Source organism: Bradyrhizobium sp. Kon10 (assembly GCF_055807395.1).
On record NZ_JBVVOZ010000052.1, the window covers coordinates 1 to 26,210 of the forward strand.

Genomic DNA, 26,210 nt, shown 5'->3' on the forward strand with positions numbered 1-26,210 from the left:
CCGCGAGCGCCGCGCTTGCCAAGCCGGAGGTGAAGGAGAAGCTCACGGCGATCGGGCTGATTCCGGTCGGGTCGACGCCGGAAGGATTGACGAAGGAGCTCGCAGCGAACGTCGCGTTGTGGCAGCCGATCGTCAAGGCGACGGGATATAAGATCGAGAATTGATCTCGGGGCGGCACCACGCGTGAGGTCGTCATGGCCGGGCTTGACCCGGCCATCCACGCGTATCCGCGATTGAGGTAAGACGTGGATGCCCGGGACAAGCCCGGGCATGACGAAGTGAGAGAGCTTTGCTCCCTGACTCACATCTTCGCGCGCTGCGCTATTCCGTCCTTGATCGACGCCAGCTCGGCCTCGTCCCAGATGCCGATCAAAATCCCGCCCTTCACCTGGAGCTGGTTGTCGGCATAGGCCGCGATCTTCTCGCGCGGGGTGGTGATGTGGCCGCCCGGATGCAGCGCCCAGTCGAACAGTTCGGCCTGCAGCCGTGCGATGATCCCTGCACATTCCGGATCGTCGCCGCGATCCAAAAACTCGTCCGGATCGGTTTCGAGGTCGTACAGCATCGGGCGGAAGCCGGAGGCGTGGATGTATTTCCAGCGGCCGTCGAACACCATGAACAGGCGGCAGCGTTCGATCGGCTGGTTCAGCTTCAGTCGCACGTCCTGCATGGAATAATCGTATTCGGAGAACGCCGCCTTGCGCCAGTCGGACGGCGTCGGCCCGCGCAGCAGCGGCAGCAGCGAGCGTCCTTCGAGAATGTGGCCCGGCACCTTGCCGCCGAAATAATCGACGAAGGTCGGCGCGAGATCGATCGCCTCGACCAGCGCATCGCTGCGCGCGCCGCGTGTGGCGTCGGCCTCGCTGGAGGGATCGATCACGATCAGCGGGATCTTCGCGGACTGTTCGTGGAATAGGTCCTTCTCGCCCATCCAGTGATCGCCGAGATAATCGCCGTGATCGGAGGTGAACACGATCATGGTTGTTTCCGTGAGGCCGCGGTCCTCCAGGAATCTCATCAGCACGCCCATCTGGTCGTCGATCTGGGTGATCAGGCCCATATAGGTCGGGATCACCTTCTCGCGGGCTTCCTCGCGCGCCATGTTGCGGGAGTAGCGCATGTCCATATAGGCGCCGAACACCGGATGCGGATTTTGCCGCTCGCGCTCGGAGCGGATCACCGGGATCATGTCGGATGTCGAATACATGCCGGCATAGGGCTCGGGCGCGATATAGGGCCAGTGCGGCTTGATGTAGGACAGGTGCAGGCACCACGGCCTGCCGTCGGTCTCGGCCTCGCTGATGAAGTCCATCGCGCGCCGCGTCATGTAGGGCGTCTCGGAATGCTCGTCCGGCACGCGTGCGGCCTTGTCGGCGTGCACCAGCAGCCAGCCGTTCTGCAACGCGCCGTCGTCGGTAGCGCCGGAATTGGCCCAGTGCTCCCACGGGTTCGTCGCTTCAAAGCCCTGCTGGCGCAGATACGCGTCGTATTTCGGGCGTGGCCGGCCGGTCGGATGCAATCCGTCATCGCGCTCGTAGGGCTCAAACCCGCATTCGGCGACATGCACGCCGATCATCGATTCCGGCGGGATTCCGAGCGCCTTCATGCCTTCGAGGTCGGGCGCCATGTGGGTCTTGCCGACCAGCACGTTGCGCACGCCGATCTTGTTCAGGTGATCGCCCAGCGTGGGCTCACCGACGCGCAGCGGCCAGCCATTCCAGTGCGAGCCATGCGAGCGCATGTAGCGGCCGGTGTAGAACGACATCCGCGACGGCCCGCAGATCGGCGATTGCACATAGGCCTTGGTGAACAGCACGCCACGCTTGGCCATGGCGTCGATGTTCGGCGTCTTCAATGTGGGATGGCCGGTGCAGCCGAGATAGTCGTAGCGAAGCTGGTCGCACATGATCCAGAGAACATTCTTCGCCCGCGCCATGCGTCATCCCCTGTCGTTTCTTGATTGTTTATGCTGCGCTATTGGAACGCCGGTGACAACCGCTCCCCGAGGAATACGCCAGCCTGCCGCTGCATACTCCACGTCGTCCCGGCGAAGGCCGGGACCCATAGCCACCGAATGCGATTTGGCGAAGATTGGTCATTGCCATCTCACGCCATAACTTCTTCTGAGGAGTATGGGTCCCGGCCTTCGCCGGGACGACGGCGAGAGTTTAGGCCGACCACGGCTCCGCTTCGGCCGCGCTCTTCGCCTTGGCGGAGACCGGGCTTTCGCCGATCACGTCGGCGAGCGCGCGCAGTGCTTCCTTGACGCCCTGGCCGGTGGCGCCTGCTAGCAGCAGCGGCGTTTTCTTCGCGGCGCGCTTCAGCCGGTCCTTCTGCTTCTTCAATTCGTCCGGCTCGACCGCGTCGATCTTGTTCAGCGCGACGATCTCGATCTTGTCGGTGAGCAGCCCGCCATAGGCATCGAGCTCGTTGCGCACCGTCTTGTAGGCCTTGCCGGCATGTTCGCAGGTGGCATCGACCAGATGCAGCAGCACGCGGCAGCGCTCGACATGGCCGAGGAAGCGGTCGCCGAGGCCCGCACCTTCATGCGCGCCCTCGATCAGGCCGGGAATGTCGGCCAGCACGAATTCGCGGCCGTCGGCATTCACGACGCCGAGCTGCGGATGCAGCGTGGTGAAGGGATAGTCGGCGATCTTCGGCTTGGCCGCGCTGACCTTGGAGAGGAAGGTCGATTTGCCGGCATTGGGCAGGCCGACAAGGCCGGCGTCGGCGATCAGCTTCAGCCGCAGCCAGATCCAGCGCTCTTCGCCGGGCTGGCCGGGATTGGCGTTGCGCGGCGCGCGATTGGTCGAGGACTTGAAATGCGCGTTGCCGAAGCCGCCATTGCCGCCCTCGGCGAGCACGAATTTTTCGCCGACATTGGTGAAGTCGTGGATCAGCGTCTCGCGGTCCTCGTCGAAGATCTGGGTGCCCACCGGCACTTTGAGCACGATCGCCTTGCCGTTGGCGCCGTGGCGGTCCGAGCCTGCGCCGTTCTCGCCCTTCTGGGCCTTGAAATGCTGCTGGTAGCGGTAATCGATCAGCGTGTTGAGGCCGTCGGCGACCTCGAGGATGACGCTGCCGCCGCGGCCGCCATTGCCGCCGGACGGTCCGCCGAATTCAATGAACTTCTCGCGGCGGAACGCCACGCAGCCGTTCCCGCCGTCACCGGAGCGGATATAGACCTTTGCTTCGTCGAGGAATTTCATGGGCCATAGGTAGGCCAGCCGGTCCCGCGCGGCAACCCGGAGTTACCCCTGAATCGGCGGAATTTCCGCGATTTCGGGCCGTGTTTAACCTTGCGGCCGGCGGCCCCCTACGCGTCGTCCCGGACAAGCGAAGCGCAGATCCGGGACCCATAACCACAGGAAGGAGTTTGGCGAAGACAGGCAATTGCTATCTTGTGACCCAACATGCGCCGGTGGTTATGGGTCCCGGCCTTCGGCGGGACGACGTCAGAGCGGCCGGCGGCGTATAAGGAATTTCTGCGTCCCCTCCAGCACCAGCTCCTTGCGCTGGTTGTAGACGGTGCTTGTCAGCGTCACCACGCCCGTGGTGCGGCCCGGCACCAGTTCGGTGACCTCGAGTGCGGGGTAAATCGTGTCATCGGCAAACACCGGTTTGAGGAACTTGCTCGATTGCTCGAGGAAGCCGACCAGGGAATCCTCGACCATGAACGGAAACAGGCCGGCGCCCGGTGCGGTGTGGATCAGCGTCTGGAAACCATGCGCGAGCAGATGCGGCATGCCGCGGGCGCGGCAATATTCGACGTCATAGTGCACCGGATGGGTGTCGCCGCTCGCGGTCTGGAACGCGGTGAACACCGCCGAGGTCTGGGTCCGGCTCGGCAGCACGAAGCGCTCGCCGATGACGAAATCCTCAAACCAGCGTTGCGTCGGGATCATGCGGTGCAGCGTCGGGTCGAACTCGGTCATGTCGGGCGCTCTCTCGTAGAGTGACGCCTATCGCTACCGCGGCGTGAACAGTGCGACAATCCGTTCAATTCGCTCAATGTGGGGTTGTCCGGTGCGTCCACGTCGTTACAACAGCCAGACGCCAGCTTGGTCGCCGGTTCCTGATGCTCCCTCCACCGTCATTGCGAGGAGCCCTTGCGACGAAGCAATCCAGCCTGCTTCCGCGGAGACAGACTGGATTGCTTCGCTTCGCTCGCAATGACGGGTCCTTTTGCGAACGACAGCAATGCCCCTCTTCAAAAAACTCTCTGCCTATGACGAACGCTCGGCGCGGCTGGCCGGCATCGCGCTGATGCTGCTGTCGATCTTGATGTTCTCGTTCGGCGATGCCATGGGCAAATTCCTGGTCGGGACCTATTCGGTCGGGCAGCTGCTGTTCCTGCGCGCCTGCGCGGCGTTGCTGCTGCTCTCGCCGCTGGTCTGGCGTCAGCGCCGTGAATTCCTGCAGCTGGAACGGCCGTGGCTGCAGCTGTTTCGGGTCGTGCTGTCGACGCTGGAAGTCGCCGCCTTCTTTCTCGCCACGGTCTATCTGCCGCTCGCCGACGTCATCACCTATTATCTCGCCGGTCCCATCTTCGTCACCGCGATGTCGGCGATCTTCCTGCGCGAGAAGGTCGGCTGGCGGCGCTGGACCGCGATCCTGATCGGCTTCTGCGGCGTGCTGATCGCGCTGCGGCCGTCGGCACAAACGGTCAGCCTGCCGGCGCTGATCGCGCTCGGCGGCAGCCTGTCGTTTGCGACGCTGATGTTGATCACGCGCAGCCTGCGCAAGACGCCCGACATCGTGATGGCGTCGTCGCAATTCGTCGGCACCTTCCTGCTCGGCGCGGTGCTGTCGGCATACCACTGGGTGCCGCCGAGCCGCGGCAGCCTCGTGATCTTCGCGCTCGCCGGATTCATCTCGGTGACGGCGCTGCTCTGCGTCAACCGCTCGCTGAAGCTCGCAGCCGCCAGCGTGGTGGTGCCGTATCAATATTCCATGATCGTCTGGGCCGTGATCTTCGGCTTCGTCGTGTTCGGCGACGTGCCGCAGCTCGCCACCCTCGTCGGCGCCGCCATCATCATCGGCGCCGGCTTCTACATTTACTTGCGCGAGCGCGATCTCGGACGCGGCGACGAGCAGGTCAATCCGCCGGCGTGATATTCCGCCGTCGTCCCGGACAAGCGCAGCGAAGCGGAGCGTAGATCCGGGACCCATACCCACAGGGAGTCGTTTGACGAAGACTCGGAGTGGGAGCTTCTCGCCACACTACTCCCTGTGGTTATGGGTCCCGGCCTTCGCCGGGACGACACTGTGGGTGTGGCGCCGCTTCCGCCTACCTCACCCGTCGCGCACTGCTCCAGCTCTTCAGCGACGCCCACACGCCGCGCGAGAGACGAAAGCAATCGACCGGGGTCGACGAGCCCAGCGCCAGGAAACGGTGCAGCTGCACGCCGCTCCACTGGAAGCCGCACTTCTCCAGCACGTTGCGCGAGGCCGGGTTGGTGACGCGCGCTCCCGCATAGAGATGATCGTCCTCGAACTCCTCGAAGAAGAAGTCGATCGCGCCGCGCGCGGCTTCGGTGGCAAAGCCCCGGCCCCAATGCTCGACGCCGAGCCAGTAGCCGAGCTCGGCATTGTCGGGCGTCGCGCAGTCGATCCCGACCATGCCGAGCGGCGTGGTGTCGTGCTCGATCAGGAACACGGTCTCGCTGCCGAGCTCGGCGGTAGCGCGGATGAACGCCACGGCGTCGTCTTGCGAATAGGGATGCGGCAGGCGGCGGGTATTCTCCGCGATGCGGCGGTCGTTGGCGAGGTGGGCGATGGCCCTGACATCGGCGAGGGTCGGCCGCCGCAACTTCAGCCGCTCGGTGGCGACGACACCAGGTCTCGCCTCCCGCAAGGTCGCGCCCGAAAAATCCTGCAACATGTCCGGCTCCGTCAACATCACCAATTGAAACAAGCATTGGTCAAACGAAAGGGGAGGCCGGTTTCCCGCCTCCCCTGGAGCCTTCGATCTTCTGATCTCTGGACTCCGCCGGTTTGGTAGGACCCGGCGGACTCCAATTTGATCCACCGTCTATTCAGCCGCCTCTGCGAGCGGGAGCACCGATACGAAGGTGCGGCCATTGGCTTTGGCCTGGAACGTGACGCGACCCTCGATCTTGGCGAACAAGGTGTGGTCCGTGCCCATGCCGACATTAAGGCCGGGATGCCAGGTGGTGCCGCGCTGACGCGCGATGATGTTGCCGGGAATCACAACTTCCCCGCCGAATGCCTTGATGCCAAGGCGCTTGCCCTTGGAATCGCGACCGTTGCGCGATGAACCGCCTGCTTTTTTATGAGCCATAGCTCGTCTCCGAAACCTTGCGTATGTCTAGATCAATTCCTTGACGGAATCATTTCACAATTTCTCACGCATCAATTCGTGAATTGGCGTGATCAATTTATGCGGCGGCTTCTTCCGTCGGTTCTTCCTTGACGACCTTTTCCCGCTTCGGGCGCGGGCCCTTGGTCGGCTTGGCGCCGTCGGTCAGGATCTCGCTGATGCGCAGCACCGTGATCTCGTCGCGATAGCCGCGCTTGCGGCGCGAATTCTTGCGGCGGCGCTTCTTGAACGCGATGACCTTCGGCCCGCGCTTGTGGTCGAGCACCTCGACCGCGACGGACGCACCGGCCACCGTGGGCAGGCCCAGGATCGGCGTGTCGCCGCCGACCACCAGAACTTCATTCAGCTGCACGATCGTGCCGACTTCGCCTTCGATCTTGCCAACTTCCAGGACATCATCCGGAACGACGCGGTACTGCCGGCCGCCGGTTTTGATGACTGCGAACATCGTTGTTTTCCTTCGTGTTCAATCCCGGCCTCGCGACGGATAGCGTCGGGGCCGGCTTTTTGTCAGTCGCTATGGGTTTATCCGAGTTTTGTGCGGGCGGGGCTTATCCCCTTGAAAACCCACGCAAAAACAAGCGGCGCGAGAAACGCCCCGCGCCGGTTGTCGGACTTATAGCCGTCAGTCCCCGAGAGTCAAGGAAAACCGCCGGAAAAGGCCCGGAATTGAAGGATTTGGGCCGCCTTCCGGCTCCCAGACCGTTTCTCAGACCAAGCTGCAACCAAACGGGTTCCCGCGCCGTTGTCCCCGTGAATTCGCACGCGGGCAGGGCTTTCCATGGCAACGGACGAACTGGTCAAGACGACGGGCATCGCCACCCACGGTGCGATGCGGCTGCCGTCGGTGGAGATCGACAGCTTCAACATCGAGATGAAGGACGAGGACGGTTTTCTCGGCGACCGCGCCAGCAAGGGCGCGTTCCGCGAGATTCTCGAGCGCTGGCGCAAGCCGCTGCGCAAATCCGGCGAGGACCCGTTCGGCAAGGAGCCGACCGAGGCGATCAGCAAGAAGACGCTGGACGCCATCCTGGTCGGCGACGACACCGAAGCTTCGGCCGTGGTGCACAGCGCGATCGAGGAGTTCGCCCAGGAGCTCGCCTATGTCACGCGGCGTTTCCTCAAGTCCAAGGCCTGGGCCAAGACCGAGCGCATTGTGGTCGGCGGCGGCTTTCGCGATTCCCGGCTCGGCGAGCTCGCCATCGCGCGCACCGAGATCATCCTGAAATCCGAGGACTTCAAGATCGACATGATGCCGATCCGCGCCCATCCGGACGAGGCCGGCCTGATCGGCGCGCTGCATCTGGCGCCGTCGTGGATTTTCGAGGCCTATGACAGCATTCTCGCGGTCGATATCGGCGGCACCAACATCCGCTGCGGCGTGGTCGAGACGCGATGGAAGAAGGCCAAGGATCTGTCGAAAGCCGCGGTGTGGAAGTCCGAGTTGTGGCGTCATGCCGACGATGAGCCGACGCGTGAGGGCGCGGTGAAGCGGCTGGTCAAGATGCTGAAAGGGCTGATCACGGAGGCCGAAAACGAGGGCTTCAAGCTGGCGCCCTTCATCGGCATCGCCTGTCCCGGCGTCATCAACGAGGACGGCTCGATCGAAAAGGGCGCGCAGAACCTGCCGGGCAATTGGGAAAGCAGCAAGTTCAACCTCCCGGCGAGTTTGAGCGAAGGCATTCCGCAGATCGGCGCGCACGACACCGCGATCCTGATGCACAATGACGGCGTGGTTCAGGGCCTCTCCGAGGTGCCGTTCATGCAGGACATCGAGCGCTGGGGCGTGCTCACCATCGGCACCGGCCTCGGCAATGCCCGCTTCACCAACCGCCGCAAGGATGGCGGCAACGGCAAGGATCGGGATGCCGCGGAGAACGGCAAGGACACAGCCAAGAAAAAGAACAAAAACGACTAGCCTGCAAGATGATCGGCGAGGCAAGAACCCCAGGCAAGAACGCCAGAACGCCGTCAGCTTAAATCCAACGCCCGCAGGCTTGCCCCGCCTCTCCCGCCTGCGGGAGAGGCCGACGCGCCCGGGCGATGCGAAGCATCGTCCCGCGCCCGGCGGGTGAGGGCTCTCACCACGCAGGGACTTTCGCCGCAACTCAGCAATCCCGAACCCAAACGCCCCCAGCTTAACCTTGCTTGGTTACGTTAAGAACCGGATTGCATTGCGGTGCACGGAACACAGCCTATGGTGGAACCGTCGCCTCACCTGACCAGCGAAGCCGCCCTTCCTGGCCAGTATTTTAATGAGCGGCACGGGACCGCCAGTGTTTACCGCGTCTGGCGGTCCCATCCCGCCTTCCGCTCGCCGCGTGATTCGGGATCCCATGCGCCGCCTCGCCGTCCGCACTCCGTCATCGAGTGCCGGTTCGCGCCCAATCCGCGCAAACCACCGCCCAAATCCGCAATCGTTCAGGTCGCCACCGCGACATCGCGGGCTCCGGGGTAGAAAACCGGCCCGATTTTCCTCTCGCGCGCCTTGTCTGACCCGCCATCCTCGCCTATTAACGCCCCAACCACCGGGGGCCCTGCTCCTGACTTGGCGCCTTCAGGAGAGGTGGCAGAGTGGTTGAATGCACCGCACTCGAAATGCGGCATAGGTGCAAGCCTATCGGGGGTTCGAATCCCTCCCTCTCCGCCATATTGACCATCTGTCTGTTATCCATTTTGCCCATGGCTCATGTGTGGCCTTCAACCTACAGTATGGCAGGTGGCCCATATGCGCTCGATTTGCGCAGCATAATCGGGCCGCGATGATTTCGGGGCGGACCAAGGAAATTGAGCAGCTTTTACGAACGGCCGATTCTGAACTCGCCGTACCGGGCGCCGGAACTTCATCATCCTCTCGACGACAACGGCCAGCCTCTCGACGGGGAGCCGAGGCGTGGTCGTCGGCCATCTCGATTCATCGTGCCGGTTCCGGCCTCCAGAAAGAAAGCGGCGAGCGACCAGCAGACGCTCGACCTGGAAACATACACCGAAAATGCGCTGATCAACGAAATCCGCGGCTATCTCGACAGCTGGCGCCAACTGCGCAATCCGGCCGACTGGGGTGTGACCGGAGTGACGCAGCGGCTGCTCGAACACTGGCGTCACCATCAATTCAATGGCCCCACGCCGTTCTTCTGCCAGATCGAAGCGGTCGAAACCATTATCTGGCTGACCGAAGTCGCGCCGAAACGTGCCGCGACCAAGGGGTTGCTGGATCAGCTTGCCAAGGCCAACGCGGAAGCCAATCCGGAGCTGTTCCGTCTCGCGATGAAAATGGCGACGGGCAGCGGCAAGACGACTGTGATGGCCATGCTCATTGCCTGGCAGGCGGTGAACGCGGCCCGCAAGGATTCGAAGGATTTCTCCCGCGCTTTCCTTATCATCGTCCCGGGTATTACCATCCGCGACCGTCTGCGCGTGCTGTTGCCGAGCGAGCCGGACAATTACTACGAGACCCGCGAGATCGTGCCGCCGGAGATGCTGCCGGAAGTGCGCCGCGCCGAGATCGTGATCACCAACTACCATTCGTTCCAGCACCGCGAGACCCTATCCTTGCCCAAGGTCGCGCGCAGTTTTCTGCAGGGCAATGACCCTGAGCCACTGAAGACCACAGAAACCGATGCGGAGATGCTGCATCGAGCCTGCGGCAAGCTTCTGAATTACGATCGTGTCAACGTGCTCAACGACGAGGCGCATCACTGTTACCGGCACAAGGTAGGCGACGATGTCGAAGGTCCCCTGACCGGTGAGGACAAGAAGGAGGCTGCGGAGAACGAGGAAGCCGCGCGGCTCTGGATCAATGGCATCGAAGCGTTGGACCGCAAGCTGTCGAAGGGCGTGCGCGCCGTCTATGACCTGTCCGCTACCCCTTTCTTCCTGCGCGGCTCGGGTTACCCTGAAGGCTATCTTTTCCCTTGGGTCGTGTCCGATTTCAGCCTGATGGACGCCATCGAAAGCGGCATCGTCAAGCTGCCGCGCGTGCCTGTCACCGACAATCTGGTGCAGACCGACACGGTCGTCTATCGCGACCTGTGGAAGCACATCGGCAAAAACCTGCCGAAGACCGCCGCAGGTGCCAGCAAGTTGAGCTCCCTCCAACTGCCCAACATGCTGCAAACAGCATTGAATGCGCTGTACAGCCACTACGAGGGTGAATTCGAGCGCTGGCAGCGCGCGGGCATTGGCGTGCCGCCGGTATTCATCGTCGTGTGCCAGAATACGGCGATCTCCAAACTGGTATTCGAATGGATCGCCGGTTTCGAGCGCGGCGATGCCGATGCGGGCGAACGCGTGGGATTCCAACCCGGCAATCTGGAGCTGTTTCGAAATTACGATGATCAAGGGGGGCGCTTTGCACGCCCACGCACGCTGCTGATCGACTCGCGCCAGATCGAATCCGGTGATGCGCTGGATAAAGGTTTTCGTGACGCTGCGGGGCCTGAGATCGAGCTGTTCAGGCGCGAGCGCAGGAACCGTGAGGGGGCGGGCGCACAGGGAGAAGAGAGCGAAAGCGAGCTGCTGCGCGAGGTCATGAACACCGTCGGACGCGTTGGCAGGCTTGGTGAACAGATCCGCTGCGTGGTCTCGGTGTCGATGCTGACCGAAGGGTGGGACACCAATACCGTGACCCACATTCTCGGCGTTCGCGCCTTCGGCACCCAGCTTCTGTGCGAACAGGTGATCGGCCGCGGTCTGCGCCGCCAGTCCTACGATCTCAATCCAAAGACCGGATTATTCGACGTCGAGTATGCCGACATCATGGGCATCCCCTTCGACTTCGCGTCGTCCCCGCAAAAGGCAACCCCGACCGCGCCGAAGCCTGTTACCCGTGTCCACGCGATCAAGGAGAGAAGTGGGCTTGAGATTGCTTTCCCTCGTGTGAGTGGCTATCGCCGCGACCTGCCGTCGGACAAACTCGAAGCTAAGTTCACCGCTGACAGCCGTCTTGAGATCACGCCGCTCGATATCGGCCCGACGTCGGTGGTGATGGAGGGCATCGTCGGCGCGGGCGTGACGATCACGCCGCAGGTGCTGGAGCGATTGCGGCCCTCGGAGATCAGTTTCAATCTGGCCAAGCACCTCCTCTACACGCAATTCTGCGATGACGAGGGCTTTCCCAGGCAGCACCTCTTTCCGCAGATACAGCGGATAGCGCGACGATGGCTCGACGAGGGCTATCTCGTCACGCGAGGGGTACCGATCGGTGCGATCCTGTATCAGGACCAGCTTGCCCGGGCGGCGGAGAAGATCAACATCGCGCTGACGCGCGGCAGCGAGGGACGACTCCTGGCAGTGCTCGATCCCTACAATCCCAAGGGGTCAACCCGCTTCGTCAACTTCATCACCTCAAAGCCGGTATGGAAGACAGGCGCACAGCCGCCTAAGTGCCACATCAGCCATGTCGTGCTCGATAGTAGCTGGGAAGAGCAGCTCGCGCTGACCCTTGAAAGCAATCCCCGCGTGTTTGCTTACGCCAAGAACCAAGCGATGGGCTTCGACATCCCCTACCTCGATGCTGGCGTCATGCGCCGCTACGTGCCCGATTTTCTCGTCCGGCTCGACATCGGCGATGATGAGCCGCTGAACATGATTCTCGAAGTCAAGGGTGATCGCGACGAGAGCGACAAGGCCAAAGCGCAGACGACGCGCGATCTGTGGGTGCCGGGCGTCAACGCGCTCGGTGGCTTTGGACGCTGGGCGTTCGCCGAATTTCGCGACTGGGCGGCGATGGACGAGGATTTTGCCGCACTGCTCGACCGACTGTTGAAAAAGGTTCCCGCCTGATGGCCCGTTCGCCGAAATCGCCCACCAAATCGTCCAAGCAGGTCGACGCGCTGAAGCATGACGCTGCGAGTCGGCGCAACATTCCCACAGCGGAGATGGAGAGCTTCTTCCGGCGCGACGAGGATGCTTCGCCGATGCCTCCTAAGCATTATCCGCGGGCGCGGCCGCTAGCGGAGGGCAAGACGCGTACTGCCGACGAGCCGCGCGCGCCCGAGCTGATCTGGAACGGCGCCAAGATCACCATCACAGAAGACCAGATGAAGGAGCTGGCCGAGACCGGCACGCTGACGCTGTCGGATGCGCAACTGGTCTGGCGCGGCAAGGACAGGCAGGACTGGTCCGACCTCATCGTCAACGTGCCACCACTCTACATCCAGGAGAAGATCCAGCCGCAGGCGATCATTGCCGATCTCAGACGTCGCACTGCCGAGACGCGTGAGGCGCAAACTGATGCGCCTGATATGTTTGCTGATTTCAACGGTCTGCCGAAAGACTGGGTGGAAGACGGATTTTACCAGCACGACGGACACTGGTCGAACCGCATGATTCTGGGCGACTCACTGCAGGTGATGGCGAGGCGTTTGTACTTGGGCAAGAGAGAGCAAGGCTGAGGGCGGCTGGACGATCGGACTTGGCGAACAAGATCGACTGGATAAGCCAAAGATATCCCTACGTAGGTTACGACATCAAAAGCTTTAGAAACAATGGTGACGCCGAATTCGTTGAAGTCAAAGCGTCCTCGGGTGCTTTGACTAGCTTCTTTCTGACGGAAAATGAACTCAGGCAAGCAAGAAAGCTGTCTGGCAAATATAGAATAGCGTGTGTATCCAATGCGCTGAAATCCGCGTCCGTTCGGAACATTGCGAATCCCGCACAGAAGATCGACAACGGGAGCCTTGCGGCGAGCGTTGTCGCATACAAGGTCGTTGTTTGAGCAGTTGTGAGGAATTATGTGAGTCCACCCCAGTGAATTTCCTCATCGCCGACACGTTCACAGCTTCGTTCAATCGGCTCTCTGGCGTCGACCAGAAAGCGGTTAAGGCGAGCGTCTTCGATCTGCAAATGGACCGCACCGGCAACGGGCTCCAGTTGCATCGGATCGACAAGAGCAAGGACCCGAATTTTTGGTCGGCACGGGTGAATCGTGATATCCGGCTGATCGTCCACAAGACGAGCGAAAGCCTGCTCGTTGCCTATGTCGACCACCACGACGCCGCCTATGCCTGGGCGGAACGGCGACGGATCGAGGCGCATCCCCGAACCGGGGCAATCCAGATTGTCGAAGTTCGCGAGCAGGTGGCCGAGGTCGCGCCGCCCCCGGCGTTCGATTTTGTGTTTCCCGAGCCAGCCAAGAACGACAAGACCAAGCCGGCGTTGTTTGCTTCACTGGATGACAATGCGCTCCTCTCGGTCGGCGTGCCCGCCGATTGGCTGGCTGATGTCCGCGCGGCCGATGAGGATGGCTTCTTCACGCTGGCGGCGCACCTCCCTGCGGAGGCTTCCGAAGCCCTGCTCGAATTCGCGGCGACCGGTAAGCTGGCGCTGCCGGCTCCGCCAACTGCCGATCCTTTCAAGCATCCCGACGCGCTACGCCGAATCCGTCTGATCGCCGATCAGGAGGAGCTGGAACTGGCGCTGGCCTTTCCGTGGGAAAAATGGGGCGTCTTCCTCCACCCGTCGCAACGCTCGCTGGTCGAACGTTCCTTCTCGGGGCCGGCGCGCGTGGCGGGATCGGCGGGTACCGGCAAGACCATCGTTGCGATTCATCGCGCCGTGCGGCTTGCCCGCGAGAACCCAGCAGCAAAAATACTCCTGGCGAGCTTTTCGCAGCCTTTGGCCGATGCTTTGGCGAAAAAACTGCTTGTCCTTGCTCCTGAGACCGGGGGCATAGTGCCCCGGATCACGACAGGATCGTTCCGCGGCATCGCCGAGCAGATGCATCAGCTCGAACACGGCGTACGTCCTCGCATTGCGTCCGATCTCGTCTTGCGCGAGCGGCTGCGCGCTGCCGCTGGCGCGACCAGTCTCAAAGGCTTTTCGGAACGCTTCCTGCTGTCCGAGTGGACCAACGTCGTTGACGCCTGGGGCCTGTCATCGCTCGACGCCTATTCGACCGTGGAGCGGATGGGCCGCAAGAGCAGGCTTGGCCCCAATCAGCGAGCGCGCCTGTGGCCCGTCTTCGCGGCAGTCCGCGAGGCGCTGGCGACTGAGCGCTATACGACCTGGGCCAACGTTTTCACTGATCTGGCGAGAGCTCTCGAAGGCCGCGCGTCCAAGCCATTCGACCATATCGTCATCGACGAGGCCCAGGATTTGGCCCCTGCGGAGCTGCGGTTCTTCGCGGCGCTCGCGCCGGCCGGACCGAACGGCCTGTTCCTGTCCGGCGACATCGGTCAGCGCATTTTCCAGCATCCTTTCTCGTGGGCGAGCCTCGGCGTCGAGGTGCGGGGCCGATCGCATACACTCAAGGTCTGTTACCGCACCTCGCAGCAGATTCGTTGCGCTGCCGACCGACTTTTGCCGACCGTGCTCCGCGATAGCGACGGCCTGGACGATGAACGCCGTGGAATCATTTCAGTGTTCGATGGACCCCCACCGGAGATCGGATCCTTCCCCACCACAGCAGCAGAGGCAGAAGCGATCCGGCGGTCGATCGAAGGCTGGCTCAACGATGGAATCGCGGCTCATGAAATAGGCTTGTTTGTCCGGACGCCAGAACTTGTCGGGCGTGCGCGGGCTGCGATTGAAGGATTGCCAGGCGCGCCCGAGATCGTGACCGCTCAAATGAGTCTGGCCAAAGGATTGGAGTTTCGTGCAGTGGCCGTGATGGCTTGCGAGGAAGGCGTCCTCCCGCTCGACGAACGCATCGCAGATGCTGCCGATGAGGCGGAGCTTGACGACATCTATGAAACCGAGAGGCGACTTCTTTACGTCGCCTGTACGCGGGCGCGCGAGCACCTGTTGCTTACGGGAGTGACTCCGGTTTCTGAATATCTGGCTGATCTGAACCCCTCGGGCACCAACATCCTGCCATGATGCCATTCTGCTCCTGTGTTGCCGACGAGTCAAACGACGCGCAACGTCGCCCGAATCCGCCGATAATAATTTCGCCGCCTAGTCAGACCATTCCGCCCCTTGTAAGCCATTGATCTCGCAGCCCCCGTCTACTGTGCATGGGGTTGTTTTCAACCTTTTTTATTGTCCCATGACGGAAAACCCCCGCAGACCGTCGCCAAATTGAACCCGCCACCGCCGCGCTCCGACCCAGCAACATCCCGCCGGCCGGCAGGCCGTCAGGTGATCCACGACGATGTTCGACAAGACCTACCGGCAGCGCCTCGAGGCTGATCTTGCGCAATGGGAAGCCGATGGCGTGATCGCGCCGGCGGCGGCTGCCGGCATCCGCAGCGCGCTGCCGCCGCTCTCGCCCGGCATCAACATCGCGGTGGTCGTCGCCATCGTCGGCGGGCTGCTGATCGCCGCCGCCTTCCTCGCCTTCGTCGCGGCGCACTGGACGGAGATCGCGCGGCTGGTGCGGTTCGCGATCCTGATTGCCGGCATGGTCGTCGCTGGCGGCCTCGGCGCCTGGTTCGCCAATACGGGCCGCACGGTTCTCGCCGATCTCTGCGCCAGCATCGGTGCGATCGTCTTTGGCGCCGGGATCGCGCTGGTCGGCCAGATGTATCATCTGGGCTCCGACTTCGCCGGCGGCATGCTGCTGTGGTCGATCGGCGCGCTCGCGGCGGCGCTGCTGACCGGCTCGCGCGGCGCGCTGGCGGTTGGCCTCGCGGCCGCCTGCACCTGGACCTGCATGCGCAACTATGACGCGCCGGTCGCGCTGCATCTGCCGTTCGTGGCGGTCTGGCTGTTCGCCGCCGCGCTCGCTCTCGCCTGGAATTCCCGCGCGGCCGCGCACCTCGTCGCGATCGCCGCGCTGCCGTGGTGGATCGCGACGGCGCTTCGCTTCGACCTCGATGGTGCTCAGCCGGCATTCATCCTCGCAGACGGCGCGGCCTTGCTGTTCGGTGCCGGGCTCGCGATCGCCGCCGCGCCATCGCCAAGGGCGCTGCGCTTCGGAACGGTCCTGTCGATCTACGGCGCGTTTGCGCTCGCCGTTGTCGCCGTGCTGGAGGTGACGACGGTTGACGAGGTGATCCGGTTTCGGAGCGCGGCGCCGGCCCAGCCGCTTTGGGCCATCCTGTGCGGCGTTACGGGTGTCATCCTTGCGCTCGCATCGGCCAGGATCACCCACCGCGCCGGCGAAGTCCTCGCCGCCTGCGCGATCGGCCTCGTCCTGCTTGCCGCACCGATCTGGCCGGCATCCGCGGCCGGTGAGCCCTGGTTGGCCTACGCCGCTATTCTTTGCGCCATGCTCTGCCTCGTCGTCTCCGGCATGCTCGATGCGGTTCGTCCGCGCATCGTTGCCGGCTGGCTCGGAATCGCCGGCGTCATCGCGGGCATCACCTGGGCGGTCAAGGGTTCGCTGCTGGGCCGCTCCGCCTTCTTGGCGGCGGCCGGCGCCATCACCGTCGCTTTCGCGACCGCGCTCAATCGCGCGCTGCCGAGGGCCGCGCGATGATCAAGATGGTCGCATCCGCCACGAAGCTCTGGCAGCGCATCCCGAAGGCCGTGCTGTTCGGTGTCGCCATCCTGCTTCAATGCGTGCTGCTGATGCTGATGGTCGCCGATCGCATGCAGATCCTGCGCGAGGGCACTGAGGTGACGCTGCAGACGCAGCTGGTGGACCCGCGCGATCTCCTGCGTGGCGATTATGTCGTGCTCGGCTACGACATTTCGCAACTCGCAGCCGGCGCACTCGCCGGCCAGCCGACCGCCGAGCGCAACCCGATTGTGTTCGTCAAGCTCGCGTCCAATGCCAGCGGCCTTTACGAGGCGGTCTCGGTGCATGCCGCGCCTGTCCCGGTCGCGGCTCCGCAAGTGCTGATCCGCGGCCGTGTCGCCTACGGCACGTCCTGCGGTTCGGCCGGGCGCGCGTTCTGCGACACGCTGACGGTCCGCTACGGTCTGGAAAGCTATTTCGTGCCCGAAGGCGAGGGCAAGACGCTCGAGCAAGCCCGCAACCAGCGGAAGCTGCGGGTCGTCGCCGCCGTCCTGCCCTCGGGCCGCGCCGCCATCAAGCGCCTCTTGCTCGACGGCCAGCCGGTCTATGAGGAGCCGTTGTACTAGAGCCTGATGAAATCAGGTTCGACTGCTCACCACGGCGAAGGTCCTCCGCCTCTCCCGCGTGCGGGAGAGGCCGACGCGCTCGCAGAGCGCGGCGGGTGAGGGTTCTCACCGCCCAGGGATGTCCTCCGCAATCCTAAGCGAAAGAAGCCCCGTGTGGAGAGAGCCCTCACCCGCCGCGCGGGACGATGCTTCGCATCGCCCGGACGCGGCGACCTCTCCCGCAAGCGGGAGAGGTGAGCCGCCGCCTCATCCTCCCATTACCGTCTTCGTCAGCGCGCTTCTGGCAAATTTCTTCAGCGGCATCGGCTTGCCGAACAGATAGCCCTGCACGAGGTCGAAGCCGAGCTCGTTGACGGCGAGCAGGTCGCCGCGGCTCTCGACGCCTTCGGCGATGGCGCGCGCGCCGTAGCCCTGCGCGAGCTCGACGATGTGGCGGCACACCGTCCGCTTCAGGCGGTCGTTGCCACAGCCGGTGACGAACTGGCGGTCGGCCTTCAGCTTGATGAAGGGAATCCTGTCCAGGCCCATCAGCGCCGGCCAGTTGGCGCCGAGATTGTCGATCGAGAGCCCGATATTGTGAAACCGCATCTCGCGCGCGACCTCGGTGAGGAATGCGAGATCGGAGATCGCCTCCTCGCTGGCAATCTCGATCGTCAGCCCGCCGAAGGCCGGATGCGTCGGCACCCGGCGGCAGAGATCGCGCACGGCCTGCGGCTGCTTCAGATAAGGCGCGGGAAGATTGATCGACAGATCGACCGCGCTCTGCCGCTCCAGAAGATAATGCCAGTCCTGCACGGCGCGCTCGATCACGAACTCCGACAGCTCACGGAAATGCGGATCGTGCGGCTCGGGGATGAAATAGGCCGGCGGCACCACGCCCCAGGTCGGGTGTCGCATCCGCACCAGCGCCTCGGCGCCGCAGCGGACCAGCGAGCGCGCGTCGATCTTCGACTGGTACCAGAGCTCGAGCCAGCCTGCATGCAGGGCCTCGCCGACATGCACGGCCGGGCTCGGCGCCGGCTCCTCCGGCAGCAGCATGGCGACGCGCTGGCGCAGCGTTTCCGCGGCGAAGGGCGTGGTCAGCGGCGGCAGCATCGCCAGCCCATATTCCTCGCCGACCTGCTGCACCGCCTTGACGATGATCGAGTCGCGGGCGCCGACGGCCAGGACCTTGCCGTCGAAGGCATCGCGCACCAGCATCTCCAGAAACCGACCGGGCTCGATGCCATCGGCGGCGATGCCGAGCAGGATCAGGTCCGGCAGATCAGTGGCGAGCATCGCTCGCAGCTCGTCCGGGCTGGCGCATTCGCTGGTGACAAAGCCGAGATCCTCGAGCACCTCGCGCATGAACGCGCGCAGATGGCGCTTGCTGTCGGCCACGCAGGCCCGCGGCATCACCTTCCGCCGTCCGAAGCTTTTTGGCCTTCGTCCGGCGAGCTCACCGATCGCATCGTTCATCGCAAACCACTCCCGTTCCGTGAACGACGTGTTAACGGCGCGGAGGGGATTCAAATATGGAGAGCTTCACGCGATCGGTGGATTATTTGGGTAACCTTAAAGCGCGCATCATTCCTAAAATTGTTCGGATCTCTTTCGCGCAGCTTTTACGTTCGCTCGCGCGTGGCGCGCAGGCCCGCGATAATCATGCGAGCCGTAGCGTGGGCAAAGCACCGCGTGCCCACCATTCAACACTGAAGCAGAAGTGGTGGGCACGGCGCTTTGCGCCTTTGCCCACCCTACAAAGCTGCGGCGAGCGCCAGCGTCAGCCTCGGCTCGATCCGTACTCGCCCGAAATGTTCTTGCCGGTGTAGTCGGTCATCGCGGCGGTCGCGACCACCGAGATCACCGCGCAGACCGCGATATAGGCCGCGATCGCCGTCGCGGAATGGAAGGTGCCGAACAACCATGCCGCGATCAGAGGTGCCGGACCGCCGGCAATGACAGAGGCGAGCTGGTAGCCGAGCGAAGCGCCGCTGTAGCGAAGCCTCCCGGTAAAGCTTTCCGCAATCAGTGCGGCTTGCGGTCCATACATCATGTCGTGCGGGATCAGGGACAGGATGATGGCGAAGAAGATGATCGGATGCGAGCCGGTGTCGAGCATGCGGAAATAAATAAAGCCGAACACGCCGGTCGCGATCGCGCCGATGATGTACATGTTCTTGCGCCCGATGCGGTCGGACAGATGGCCGAACACGGGGATCGAGACAAAGGACAGCACGGAGGCCGCAAGCACCGCGGTGAGCAGGAAGTCGCGCGACACGTGCAGCGTGCCGATCCCGTAGGAGAACACGAAGGCGGTGAAGATGTAGAACGGCGCCTGCTCGGCCATGCGCGCAAAAGCGGAGAGCAGAATCTCCTTCGGATGCTCCTTGATCACCTGGAGCATCGGCGTGCGCTCGACCTTGCGCTCCGCGATCAGGCGAGCGAACACCGGAGTCGCCATGATGCCGAGGCGGATGTAGAGGCCGACGCCGACCAGGATGAGGCTCAGCGCGAACGGGACGCGCCAGCCCCAGGACAAGAACTGTTCGCCGGACATCTGGCTGAACGCCAGCACGGCGAGATTTGCCAGGAACAGCCCGCAGGGGACGCCGAATTGCGGCCATGAGGCGACCAGCCCGCGCGAATGATCGTTGCGCGCCCATTCCATCGACATCAGGACCGAGCCGCCCCATTCGCCGCCGACGCCCACACCCTGGACGAAGCGCAGCACGGTCAGGATTACGGCGCCCCAGACACCGATGCTGTCATAAGTCGGCACCAGCGCCACCGCGAAGGTCGCCAGCCCCATCAGCAGGAGCGTGGCGATCAACGTCGATTTGCGACCGATGCGGTCGCCATAGTGCCCGAAAATGGCGGCGCCGATCGGGCGCGCGATGAAACCCACGGCATAGATCGCAAAGGCTTCCAGCGTGCCGACCCAGGGGTCGGAGCGCGGAAAGAACAGCTTTGCGAAGACAAGGCCGGTGACGGTGGAATAGAGGAAGAAATCGTACCACTCGATGGCCGTGCCGATGGTGGAGGCAATCACGGCGCGGCGCAGTTGAAGCTGGTGCTCGCTGTCTGACAGCGAGACGGGGTCGAGATGGGACAGGGACATGGCAGCAGCCTTTCCTGGTGCGGTGCCCCCGACGGTGCATAGGGTTGTTTTGACGGAAAACTTCCGACCCGGTGCGACGGTTCCATGATGATCGTCCTGGATCGGCGTTGCAGCCGACCAGACCGGCTCGAAGCCAATGTGAAGCACCTCACACGCGCATTGCCGCACCTGCGCTATTGGTCAACGGAGCCGGTGGTGGGCTGTTTTGGATCGCAGCTATGACGACGCGGCGGTTGATGTATTGGTGGTTCAGGTTCGTGCTGTCAGGGCGATTTCTCGATCGCTTCCTGCGCCTGCCGCGCACACCACCTGACGTATGCGGCGATTAAGTCGCGCCGATCAATTTGCGAAACGCCGCCGCACCATCCTGCACCGCGTCGCGGCCCTTCCAGGCCAGATAGCTCAGCTTGCCGCCCAGCGTGTCGTGACTGCGCAGCCGGCGCGAGCCGAGGATGTGGCCAACGTTGGAGGGGAAGCGGCTGACCTCGGCCGTCACCAGCGCCGCGATGGCGTCCATCAATTGCTGGAGCCGGACGCCCCATTCGCTCGTCTCGATGCCGTCGATCCGGACCTTGAGCGCATATTCGGTGTCGTAGATCTCGGCGAGCAGGTCGCGCGCGATCAGCACGCGGTTGTGCCGGAGCGCGATCCGCAGCGCGAGGCGCATGTCGTCGAGCCGGTCGAGCACCATGTGCACGACGCAGGCATAGGGCGTGGCGGCGACGTCGGCCGCGCTCTTGCTCGCGGCCGGCTTGGTGGCGAGGCGCACCAAGTGCCATGAGGTCTTCAGACGCCTGGCCACCAGCGCCAGCGCAAAGGGCAGCGCATCGGGGCGAGCCTTCCTGAAGGCGTCGAGCTGTGCGGTGATCTGGGCGACCTGGCTGTCGTGGAATTTCGTGATCTTCTCGGGCAGCTTCGCATTGAACTTCGGCAGCGCGTCGCCGGCGCGCAGCACATGCTGCATCTTCCTGACGTCGTCGAAGGCGGTGCGCGAGGCCGTGTATTGCGCGAGCTTGGCGCGCGCGAACTCGGTGCTCTCGGCCGAGGCGAGGGTATTCTCGAGCACCTTGACAACCTTGACCTGAAAGGTCGAGGCGATCTTCAGCACTTCCTTCGGATTGTTGGCGTTGACCTGATCGTTGATCGCCTTGACGTAGTCGCGCGCCATGGTCGGCAGCAGGTCGCGGCAGATCCACTCCCAGATCGGGGTCAGCGTATTGCGCGAGATCCGTCCTGCATTGGCATGCTCGGGGGCACCGTCGATCAGCAGCAGTTCGAGCGGCGCGAAGAAATAACGCGAGGGATTGGCGGCGCGCGCCTGGGTCGATCCGTCCTTGCGAAACTCGGCGCGCAGCTTGGCCTGGATGTCGCCCGAGCCCGGCATGTCGATGCCGCACAGCTCGAGCCGCTCGAGCTCGCTCAGCAGACAGCTGCGCGACAGAGGCGTCAGCCTCTGCAAGAACTCCGCTAGCTGGTTAATCTCGTTCATGGCACGCAGTTCTTCCGCAACGATCCCAGCGGGCCTGCCGACCCAATGCCTGGACGCATTTGCGCGCTCTCGACTGTGACATAGAGAAGCAAGTGGCCGTTAATTTATCGGTAAAATACGGGGGGTGCCGACATCCGATGTGGAGCGGAGCGTTAATGAGGCTTTTGCGGGCCTGCCCATAATCCGGGCAAGTTTATCAACCTGTGCACGGTCTGCTACGCCGCAACACAAGCATAAATTGTGCCCGTGTCGGTGTTTCAGCACAAAACCGACAAAATAGCCGTAGTCTTACGGACCAAAAAGTTAACCACAGATCGCCCCGGGTTCCGCTAAACGAGTCACATGGGGTCACAGAACGATACGGCCACTGATTCGCGGCCGTCGGATTGGTACGAAGGCAGCGCTTCTCGGCCTGAAGAGCTCCGGCTGAATGCCGCTCGCACCAAAGCGGCCGACGAGATGGCCGCGGCCATCGCCCGAGAGCTCAATGGCCCCCTCACAGCGCTGCTGCTCTATATAGGCGAGATCAAGCATCACAGCGACCGGCTCGCGCCGGTGTCGGGCGAACGCGCCTATTTGCAGCGGGTGGTGGAGAACGCGCTGACGCAGACCGAGCGTGTCTGCGGCCTCGTCAAGCAGCTCGCCGGTCCTCACAAGGGCAGTTTGGCGACGCCGTCCGCCACCGAGGATGCCGAGCTGAAGGCCGTCCGCGCGCCGCAGATGCCGCGTGTGGCGAGCCCCGAACCATCGAGCCTGTCGGGCAAGCGGCTGACCAAGCGCGAGCGCGAAGTGTTGAGGCTGATCAGCGAAGGCTATTCGAACAAGCAGGGCGCACTGCGGATGCAGATCAGCCCGCGCACCTTCGAGAGCCATCGGGCTGAAGCGATGCGCAAGCTCGGCGCACGCAACACCGCAGATCTTGTCCGCGCGGCGCTGCTGCATTCGATCGATTGAGTCCGTTGTCTTGCGCCGCCGGGCGGAGGCGCGGTCAAAGGCGGGAGGGCGCAAGCGGCCCGATCCCGCTCAGAAATAGTCTTCAGCGAAGGGGCGCGCGCGCGAGGTGGGCCGTAGCGCCTTCGGCTCTTCCTTGGCCGCATTCGGGATGATCGTGATGATCCAGCGCGGCGGGATCGTGGATTCCTGCTCCAGGACCGAACGCACGAAGCCTGTCACCGTCGACTCGCCCGCCTTCACCGTCGCCATCCGGCCGTTGAACTGCGCGATGCGGAAGCGACGGACTTCTTTCTGGTCCGCAGTCTCATAGGTGAACATGGAAACCCTCCTGGTTTCCGGCGACTATCGCCAGCTATGATTAGTCTTATATGAAAATCGTAAACCGTATAAGTACGGCGGAGATGCACGCGAGGGTGGTCAGTCCTGCGGCTCCTGCTTTCGCGCAGCCGCGTAGGCGGCATCCATCCGATTGAGGAGATCGCAAAATTCGGCCTCGCCAAGCGCCTCCGCGGTTGTCTCCAACTCGAGCGCCAGCGCCGCCAGCCGGAGATAGCCGAACGTTCTGGCGGTGCTCTTCAGCGAATGTGCCTCGCGCCCAACCTTGCTGCGGTGCTGCCCGAGGCCGAGCGTTCGAAACAGTTCGAGCCGCGCGGACGTATCGCTCCAGAACACGTCCCGGACCTCAGCGGCACCGTCCTGGCCGATCTCGCGCACGAGCGCCTCGAACGCGCCCGGTTCGCGCAGCGGTTCGGTTTCGAACGTGCTCTGCGCAGGCGCGAAAGAGGCGTCAAGCATGACTTGGTCTCGGTCCCGTTGGTGCGCATCGCGAGCCCTGGGGGCACGATGCGTCGGGACATCTACTCCCATTCCGATTTCGGTTCCGGTAGCGAGACGCGCGGTGTTTGCGGGCAGCCGTAAGCGGTTGGTTTACCATGTCGCGCTCTGCGCAAGCGCGTCGTGCTTGGTCAGGATCCGAGCAGTCTGTCGTACTGGGCCTTTACCGCGGCGTAGCATTCGCACGCGGTCTGGCGCAGTCCATCCAAATTGAGGATCTGGATGTGCCCGCGGCTGTAGTGGATGAAATTGGCCTGCTGCAAGGTGTTGGCGACCAGCGACACGCTGTTGCGCCGTGCTCCGATCATTTGCGCCAAGGTCTCCTGGGTCAGCAGCAGCCGGCAGTCGCCCGACAAATCATGCGTGTGCAACAGGCAGCGCGACAGCCGCGACTCCACGGGATGGGCGGCATTGCAACCGGCTGTCTGCTGGACCTGCGCGTAGACCGCCAGCCCGTGGCGCGTCAGCAGCGTCCGCAACGTCGTGCTCTGATCGGCAGCGATGCGCAGCCGGTCGAGGTCCATCACCGATGCGACGCCCGGGACCAGCACGACTGCGGTGTTCAGCGCGCAGGCATCGCCCATGATCGAGAGCGTCCCGAGCAGGCTGTCGCGGCCGATCATGGCGACCTGCACATGCTCGCCCTTGGCCAGTTTCACGACCAGCGAGATCACGCCACGATGCGGGAAGTAGGCGCGCTTGAGCGTCTCGCCGGTTTCGACCAGCACCGCGTCATGCGGCAGATCGATCGTGCGAAGATATGCACGGATCAATTCATAGTCGTCGGCCGACAGCGCCGACAGGAAACCGTTGGATGGGCGCGCCATCGTTTCCAAAGCTGCCTCCCCGTCTTCCTCCGCCGGTAAACTCCTGTCAGCGAATTCAGATCTGTCACAGGGGTAGGTTCCATCATCTTCCCGTCGCGATATATTGGCAATTCGTTCATTGGTCATGGCCGAGACATCGGTAATGGCTTACGTCTACTTGTGCGGATCCGCTTTCCCAGGACAGCCTCTCTGACAGCCTCTCTGACCATTTCAGTTGTAGCGAGATCAGGACGCAGCAGAGCGAAAGCTGCCCGATCCAGTATTCGCTGACTGACGGCAATGCGCAGCTCGCGCTCGTGCAGGATCAATCCCGCACGTCCAATCGGTCGTAGGTCGCGCTTTCGGCCTTGGTTGTGTGCTAATGAAAAGTAGTATAAAGGTTGTGTTGCCGTCCATATACCTGTTGGAGGGCAGACAGCCTCTCTCATTTGCGGCGGAAGTAAGAACTGCGCATTGATTCGCGCACGCGCCAGACGCACCGGTACTGGCTGGCGGTCAGGAGCACCGGCAGGCGCTTATGGGGGGAAGGCGGGCGCTCGACGGCTTATTGCGTCCCCAACGAGATCGGACATCGACGCGGGCTGGCTCGCTTGTCCACCAAGTCGTCGCCGATTGCCTCGAGCGTTGCGTAGCGTGGCCGCAGGTTTTGGCTCTGTCGCGTCCGCCTTATGCGCCACGTCGACCGCGTGGCCGGTCGTCACCATCGATCCAAGCCAGAGGAGAAAGGCGTGTCCCACGGTTCAACGATTGAAGCGCCGAAGCCGCAAACTCAAACGGGGACAGAAAATCCACGCCATGTTCTGGTTGTCGACGACGACGCGATGGTGTGCATGGCCATCGAGATCTATCTGCAGCGGAACAATTTTCGGGTGACGATTGCCGAAGGTGGAGAAGCAGGACTTCGCGCGCTCGAAAACGAACATTTCGATCTGATGATCATCGACATCTTCATGCCGCATATGCGCGGGTTCGAATCGATCCGGCTCTTCCACGAGCGCGCACCCGCCATTCCACTCATCGCGATGTCGGGCTACGCCTTCGCAAACCTGAACTCGCCCGCACCCGATTTCCTGAGGATGGCGCTGGAGCTCGGCGCGGCGCGCTGCCTGCGCAAGCCGTTCACGCCGGATGCCTTGCTCGCCGCCATCAAGGATTGCCTGGCGCAGCACCATGCTGCTGCCGCGCGGTTGGGTTAGCGCGGTATGGATTGCACAGGCCGCGGGGTAAGCATCTGTTTACCGCAAGTACAATGCCTTCGGATTTCAGCAGAGGATCGATTAGAAGATCGCGTGCGCGATCCCGATTGCGAGTGATTTGATTCAACTCGCGCAACTGGCGCATATCGTCCCTTGCCGGCAGGATTTTTTTGCGCATGCCGTAAATCTGTTATCGGCGCGTTTACCTGTCGCCTCTGCGTGATGAAGCGCGGCGCCGGATTCGTCGAAAATCACAGCCGCATGCAGTCGAATGACAAATTTCTCTTCAATATCCGTATTAGCACGGAGGCTGAAATTAACGGGACCGTGAAATGGGATGTCTAACGATCTAGCAGCGGGCCTCCGTCGACTCCACGAGCGGCTCACGCGTCGAAGTCCAGCTCAGTTAAGGCGTATCCCATGGATGATCTGTTGCGGGAGTTTCTGACGGAGACCAGCGAGAGCCTGGACACGGTGGACAATCAGCTGGTGAAGT

At 63.1% G+C, this 26,210-nt stretch carries 23 protein-coding genes and 1 tRNA gene; 12 read left to right on the forward strand and 12 right to left on the reverse strand.

The window, feature by feature from the left end:
• Positions 1-301: 301 nt before the first annotated feature.
• The 3 genes from AC0L2O_RS34585 to AC0L2O_RS34595 form a co-directional block, all read right to left on the reverse strand.
• Entirely contained in the window at positions 302-1,936 is a 1,635-nt protein-coding gene (locus tag AC0L2O_RS34585; protein WP_473372913.1) for an alkaline phosphatase family protein, read from the reverse strand.
• Positions 1,937-2,168: 232 nt separating this feature from the next.
• A complete protein-coding gene (obgE, locus tag AC0L2O_RS34590) occupies positions 2,169-3,209 on the reverse strand; it encodes a GTPase ObgE (RefSeq protein ID WP_473372914.1) in 1,041 nt (346 codons plus the stop codon).
• A gap of 246 nt (positions 3,210-3,455) precedes the next feature.
• Positions 3,456-3,935: a MaoC family dehydratase gene (locus AC0L2O_RS34595; protein ID WP_473372915.1), complete on the reverse strand. Its 480-nt coding sequence runs from the start codon at positions 3,933-3,935 to the stop codon at positions 3,456-3,458.
• Between the two features lie 265 nt (positions 3,936-4,200).
• Here AC0L2O_RS34595 and AC0L2O_RS34600 point away from each other — a divergent pair, with 265 nt between their 5' ends.
• Positions 4,201-5,115 (forward strand): DMT family transporter, encoded by a 915-nt coding sequence (locus tag AC0L2O_RS34600; protein WP_409191148.1) that lies wholly within the window; start codon positions 4,201-4,203, stop codon positions 5,113-5,115.
• 175 nt (positions 5,116-5,290) lie between these two features.
• On the opposite strand, the gene AC0L2O_RS34605 is transcribed toward AC0L2O_RS34600, so the two are convergent.
• The 3 genes from AC0L2O_RS34605 to rplU all read right to left on the reverse strand — a co-directional run bounded on the left by AC0L2O_RS34605 (position 5,291) and on the right by rplU (position 6,791).
• A complete protein-coding gene (locus AC0L2O_RS34605) occupies positions 5,291-5,884 on the reverse strand; it encodes a GNAT family N-acetyltransferase (RefSeq protein ID WP_473372916.1) in 594 nt (197 codons plus the stop codon).
• 150 nt (positions 5,885-6,034) lie between these two features.
• Complete coding sequence (gene rpmA, locus AC0L2O_RS34610) at positions 6,035-6,304, reverse strand: 50S ribosomal protein L27 (protein WP_008137923.1); 270 nt, start codon at positions 6,302-6,304, stop codon at positions 6,035-6,037.
• 97 nt (positions 6,305-6,401) lie between these two features.
• Positions 6,402-6,791, reverse strand: coding sequence for a 50S ribosomal protein L21 (rplU, locus tag AC0L2O_RS34615; RefSeq protein ID WP_409191146.1), 390 nt, complete (start codon positions 6,789-6,791; stop codon positions 6,402-6,404).
• A 333-nt stretch (positions 6,792-7,124) separates the two neighbouring features.
• On the opposite strand from rplU, the gene AC0L2O_RS34620 reads away from it, so the two are divergent.
• The 8 genes from AC0L2O_RS34620 to AC0L2O_RS34655 all read left to right on the forward strand — a co-directional run bounded on the left by AC0L2O_RS34620 (position 7,125) and on the right by AC0L2O_RS34655 (position 17,314).
• Positions 7,125-8,261 carry an ROK family protein gene (locus AC0L2O_RS34620; RefSeq protein ID WP_473372917.1) on the forward strand — a complete coding sequence of 379 codons (1,137 nt, stop codon included), beginning with the start codon at positions 7,125-7,127 and terminating at the stop codon, positions 8,259-8,261.
• 642 nt (positions 8,262-8,903) lie between these two features.
• Positions 8,904-8,993: transfer RNA gene (locus AC0L2O_RS34625), tRNA-Ser, on the forward strand.
• A 137-nt stretch (positions 8,994-9,130) separates the two neighbouring features.
• Entirely contained in the window at positions 9,131-12,127 is a 2,997-nt protein-coding gene (locus AC0L2O_RS34630) for a BPTD_3080 family restriction endonuclease (RefSeq protein WP_473372918.1), read from the forward strand.
• Positions 12,127-12,738: a hypothetical protein gene (locus tag AC0L2O_RS34635; RefSeq protein ID WP_473372919.1), complete on the forward strand. Its 612-nt coding sequence runs from the start codon at positions 12,127-12,129 to the stop codon at positions 12,736-12,738. The genes AC0L2O_RS34630 and AC0L2O_RS34635 overlap by 1 nt, the downstream gene beginning before the upstream one ends.
• A gap of 20 nt (positions 12,739-12,758) precedes the next feature.
• On the forward strand, positions 12,759-13,061 hold the full coding sequence (locus AC0L2O_RS34640; protein WP_473372920.1) for a protein NO VEIN domain-containing protein: 303 nt from the start codon (positions 12,759-12,761) through the stop codon (positions 13,059-13,061).
• Positions 13,062-13,093: 32 nt separating this feature from the next.
• On the forward strand, positions 13,094-15,163 hold the full coding sequence (locus tag AC0L2O_RS34645) for a UvrD-helicase domain-containing protein (protein WP_473372921.1): 2,070 nt from the start codon (positions 13,094-13,096) through the stop codon (positions 15,161-15,163).
• Positions 15,164-15,437: 274 nt separating this feature from the next.
• On the forward strand, positions 15,438-16,706 hold the full coding sequence (locus AC0L2O_RS34650) for a DUF2157 domain-containing protein (RefSeq protein ID WP_473372922.1): 1,269 nt from the start codon (positions 15,438-15,440) through the stop codon (positions 16,704-16,706).
• Positions 16,703-17,314, forward strand: coding sequence for a GDYXXLXY domain-containing protein (locus tag AC0L2O_RS34655; RefSeq protein ID WP_473372923.1), 612 nt, complete (start codon positions 16,703-16,705; stop codon positions 17,312-17,314). The genes AC0L2O_RS34650 and AC0L2O_RS34655 overlap by 4 nt, the downstream gene beginning before the upstream one ends.
• A 246-nt stretch (positions 17,315-17,560) precedes the next feature.
• Here AC0L2O_RS34655 and AC0L2O_RS34660 read toward each other — a convergent pair whose 3' ends face one another.
• Positions 17,561-18,772 (reverse strand): EAL domain-containing response regulator, encoded by a 1,212-nt coding sequence (locus AC0L2O_RS34660; protein WP_473372924.1) that lies wholly within the window; start codon positions 18,770-18,772, stop codon positions 17,561-17,563.
• 56 nt (positions 18,773-18,828) lie between these two features.
• On the opposite strand from AC0L2O_RS34660, the gene AC0L2O_RS34665 reads away from it, so the two are divergent.
• Positions 18,829-19,125: a hypothetical protein gene (locus tag AC0L2O_RS34665; RefSeq protein ID WP_473372925.1), complete on the forward strand. Its 297-nt coding sequence runs from the start codon at positions 18,829-18,831 to the stop codon at positions 19,123-19,125.
• Here AC0L2O_RS34665 and AC0L2O_RS34670 read toward each other — a convergent pair.
• Complete coding sequence (locus AC0L2O_RS34670; protein ID WP_473372926.1) at positions 19,077-20,414, reverse strand: MFS transporter; 1,338 nt, start codon at positions 20,412-20,414, stop codon at positions 19,077-19,079. The two genes, AC0L2O_RS34665 and AC0L2O_RS34670, sit on opposite strands and share 49 nt — an antisense overlap.
• 325 nt (positions 20,415-20,739) lie before the next feature.
• Positions 20,740-21,903 carry a hypothetical protein gene (locus tag AC0L2O_RS34675; protein ID WP_473372927.1) on the reverse strand — a complete coding sequence of 388 codons (1,164 nt, stop codon included), beginning with the start codon at positions 21,901-21,903 and terminating at the stop codon, positions 20,740-20,742.
• A 342-nt stretch (positions 21,904-22,245) separates the two neighbouring features.
• Between AC0L2O_RS34675 and AC0L2O_RS34680 the strand changes: the two genes are divergently transcribed.
• Complete coding sequence (locus AC0L2O_RS34680; protein ID WP_473372928.1) at positions 22,246-22,857, forward strand: LuxR C-terminal-related transcriptional regulator; 612 nt, start codon at positions 22,246-22,248, stop codon at positions 22,855-22,857.
• 69 nt (positions 22,858-22,926) lie between these two features.
• On the opposite strand, the gene AC0L2O_RS34685 is transcribed toward AC0L2O_RS34680, so the two are convergent.
• The 3 genes from AC0L2O_RS34685 to AC0L2O_RS34695 form a co-directional block, all read right to left on the reverse strand.
• On the reverse strand, positions 22,927-23,175 hold the full coding sequence (locus AC0L2O_RS34685; protein ID WP_369719913.1) for a hypothetical protein: 249 nt from the start codon (positions 23,173-23,175) through the stop codon (positions 22,927-22,929).
• A 99-nt stretch (positions 23,176-23,274) separates the two neighbouring features.
• Entirely contained in the window at positions 23,275-23,652 is a 378-nt protein-coding gene (locus AC0L2O_RS34690) for an Hpt domain-containing protein (protein WP_473372929.1), read from the reverse strand.
• Between the two features lie 170 nt (positions 23,653-23,822).
• Complete coding sequence (locus AC0L2O_RS34695; protein ID WP_473372930.1) at positions 23,823-24,518, reverse strand: Crp/Fnr family transcriptional regulator; 696 nt, start codon at positions 24,516-24,518, stop codon at positions 23,823-23,825.
• Between the two features lie 728 nt (positions 24,519-25,246).
• Between AC0L2O_RS34695 and AC0L2O_RS34700 the strand changes: the two genes are divergently transcribed.
• Positions 25,247-25,714: a response regulator gene (locus AC0L2O_RS34700; RefSeq protein ID WP_409192746.1), complete on the forward strand. Its 468-nt coding sequence runs from the start codon at positions 25,247-25,249 to the stop codon at positions 25,712-25,714.
• Positions 25,715-26,210: the final 496 nt, after the last annotated feature.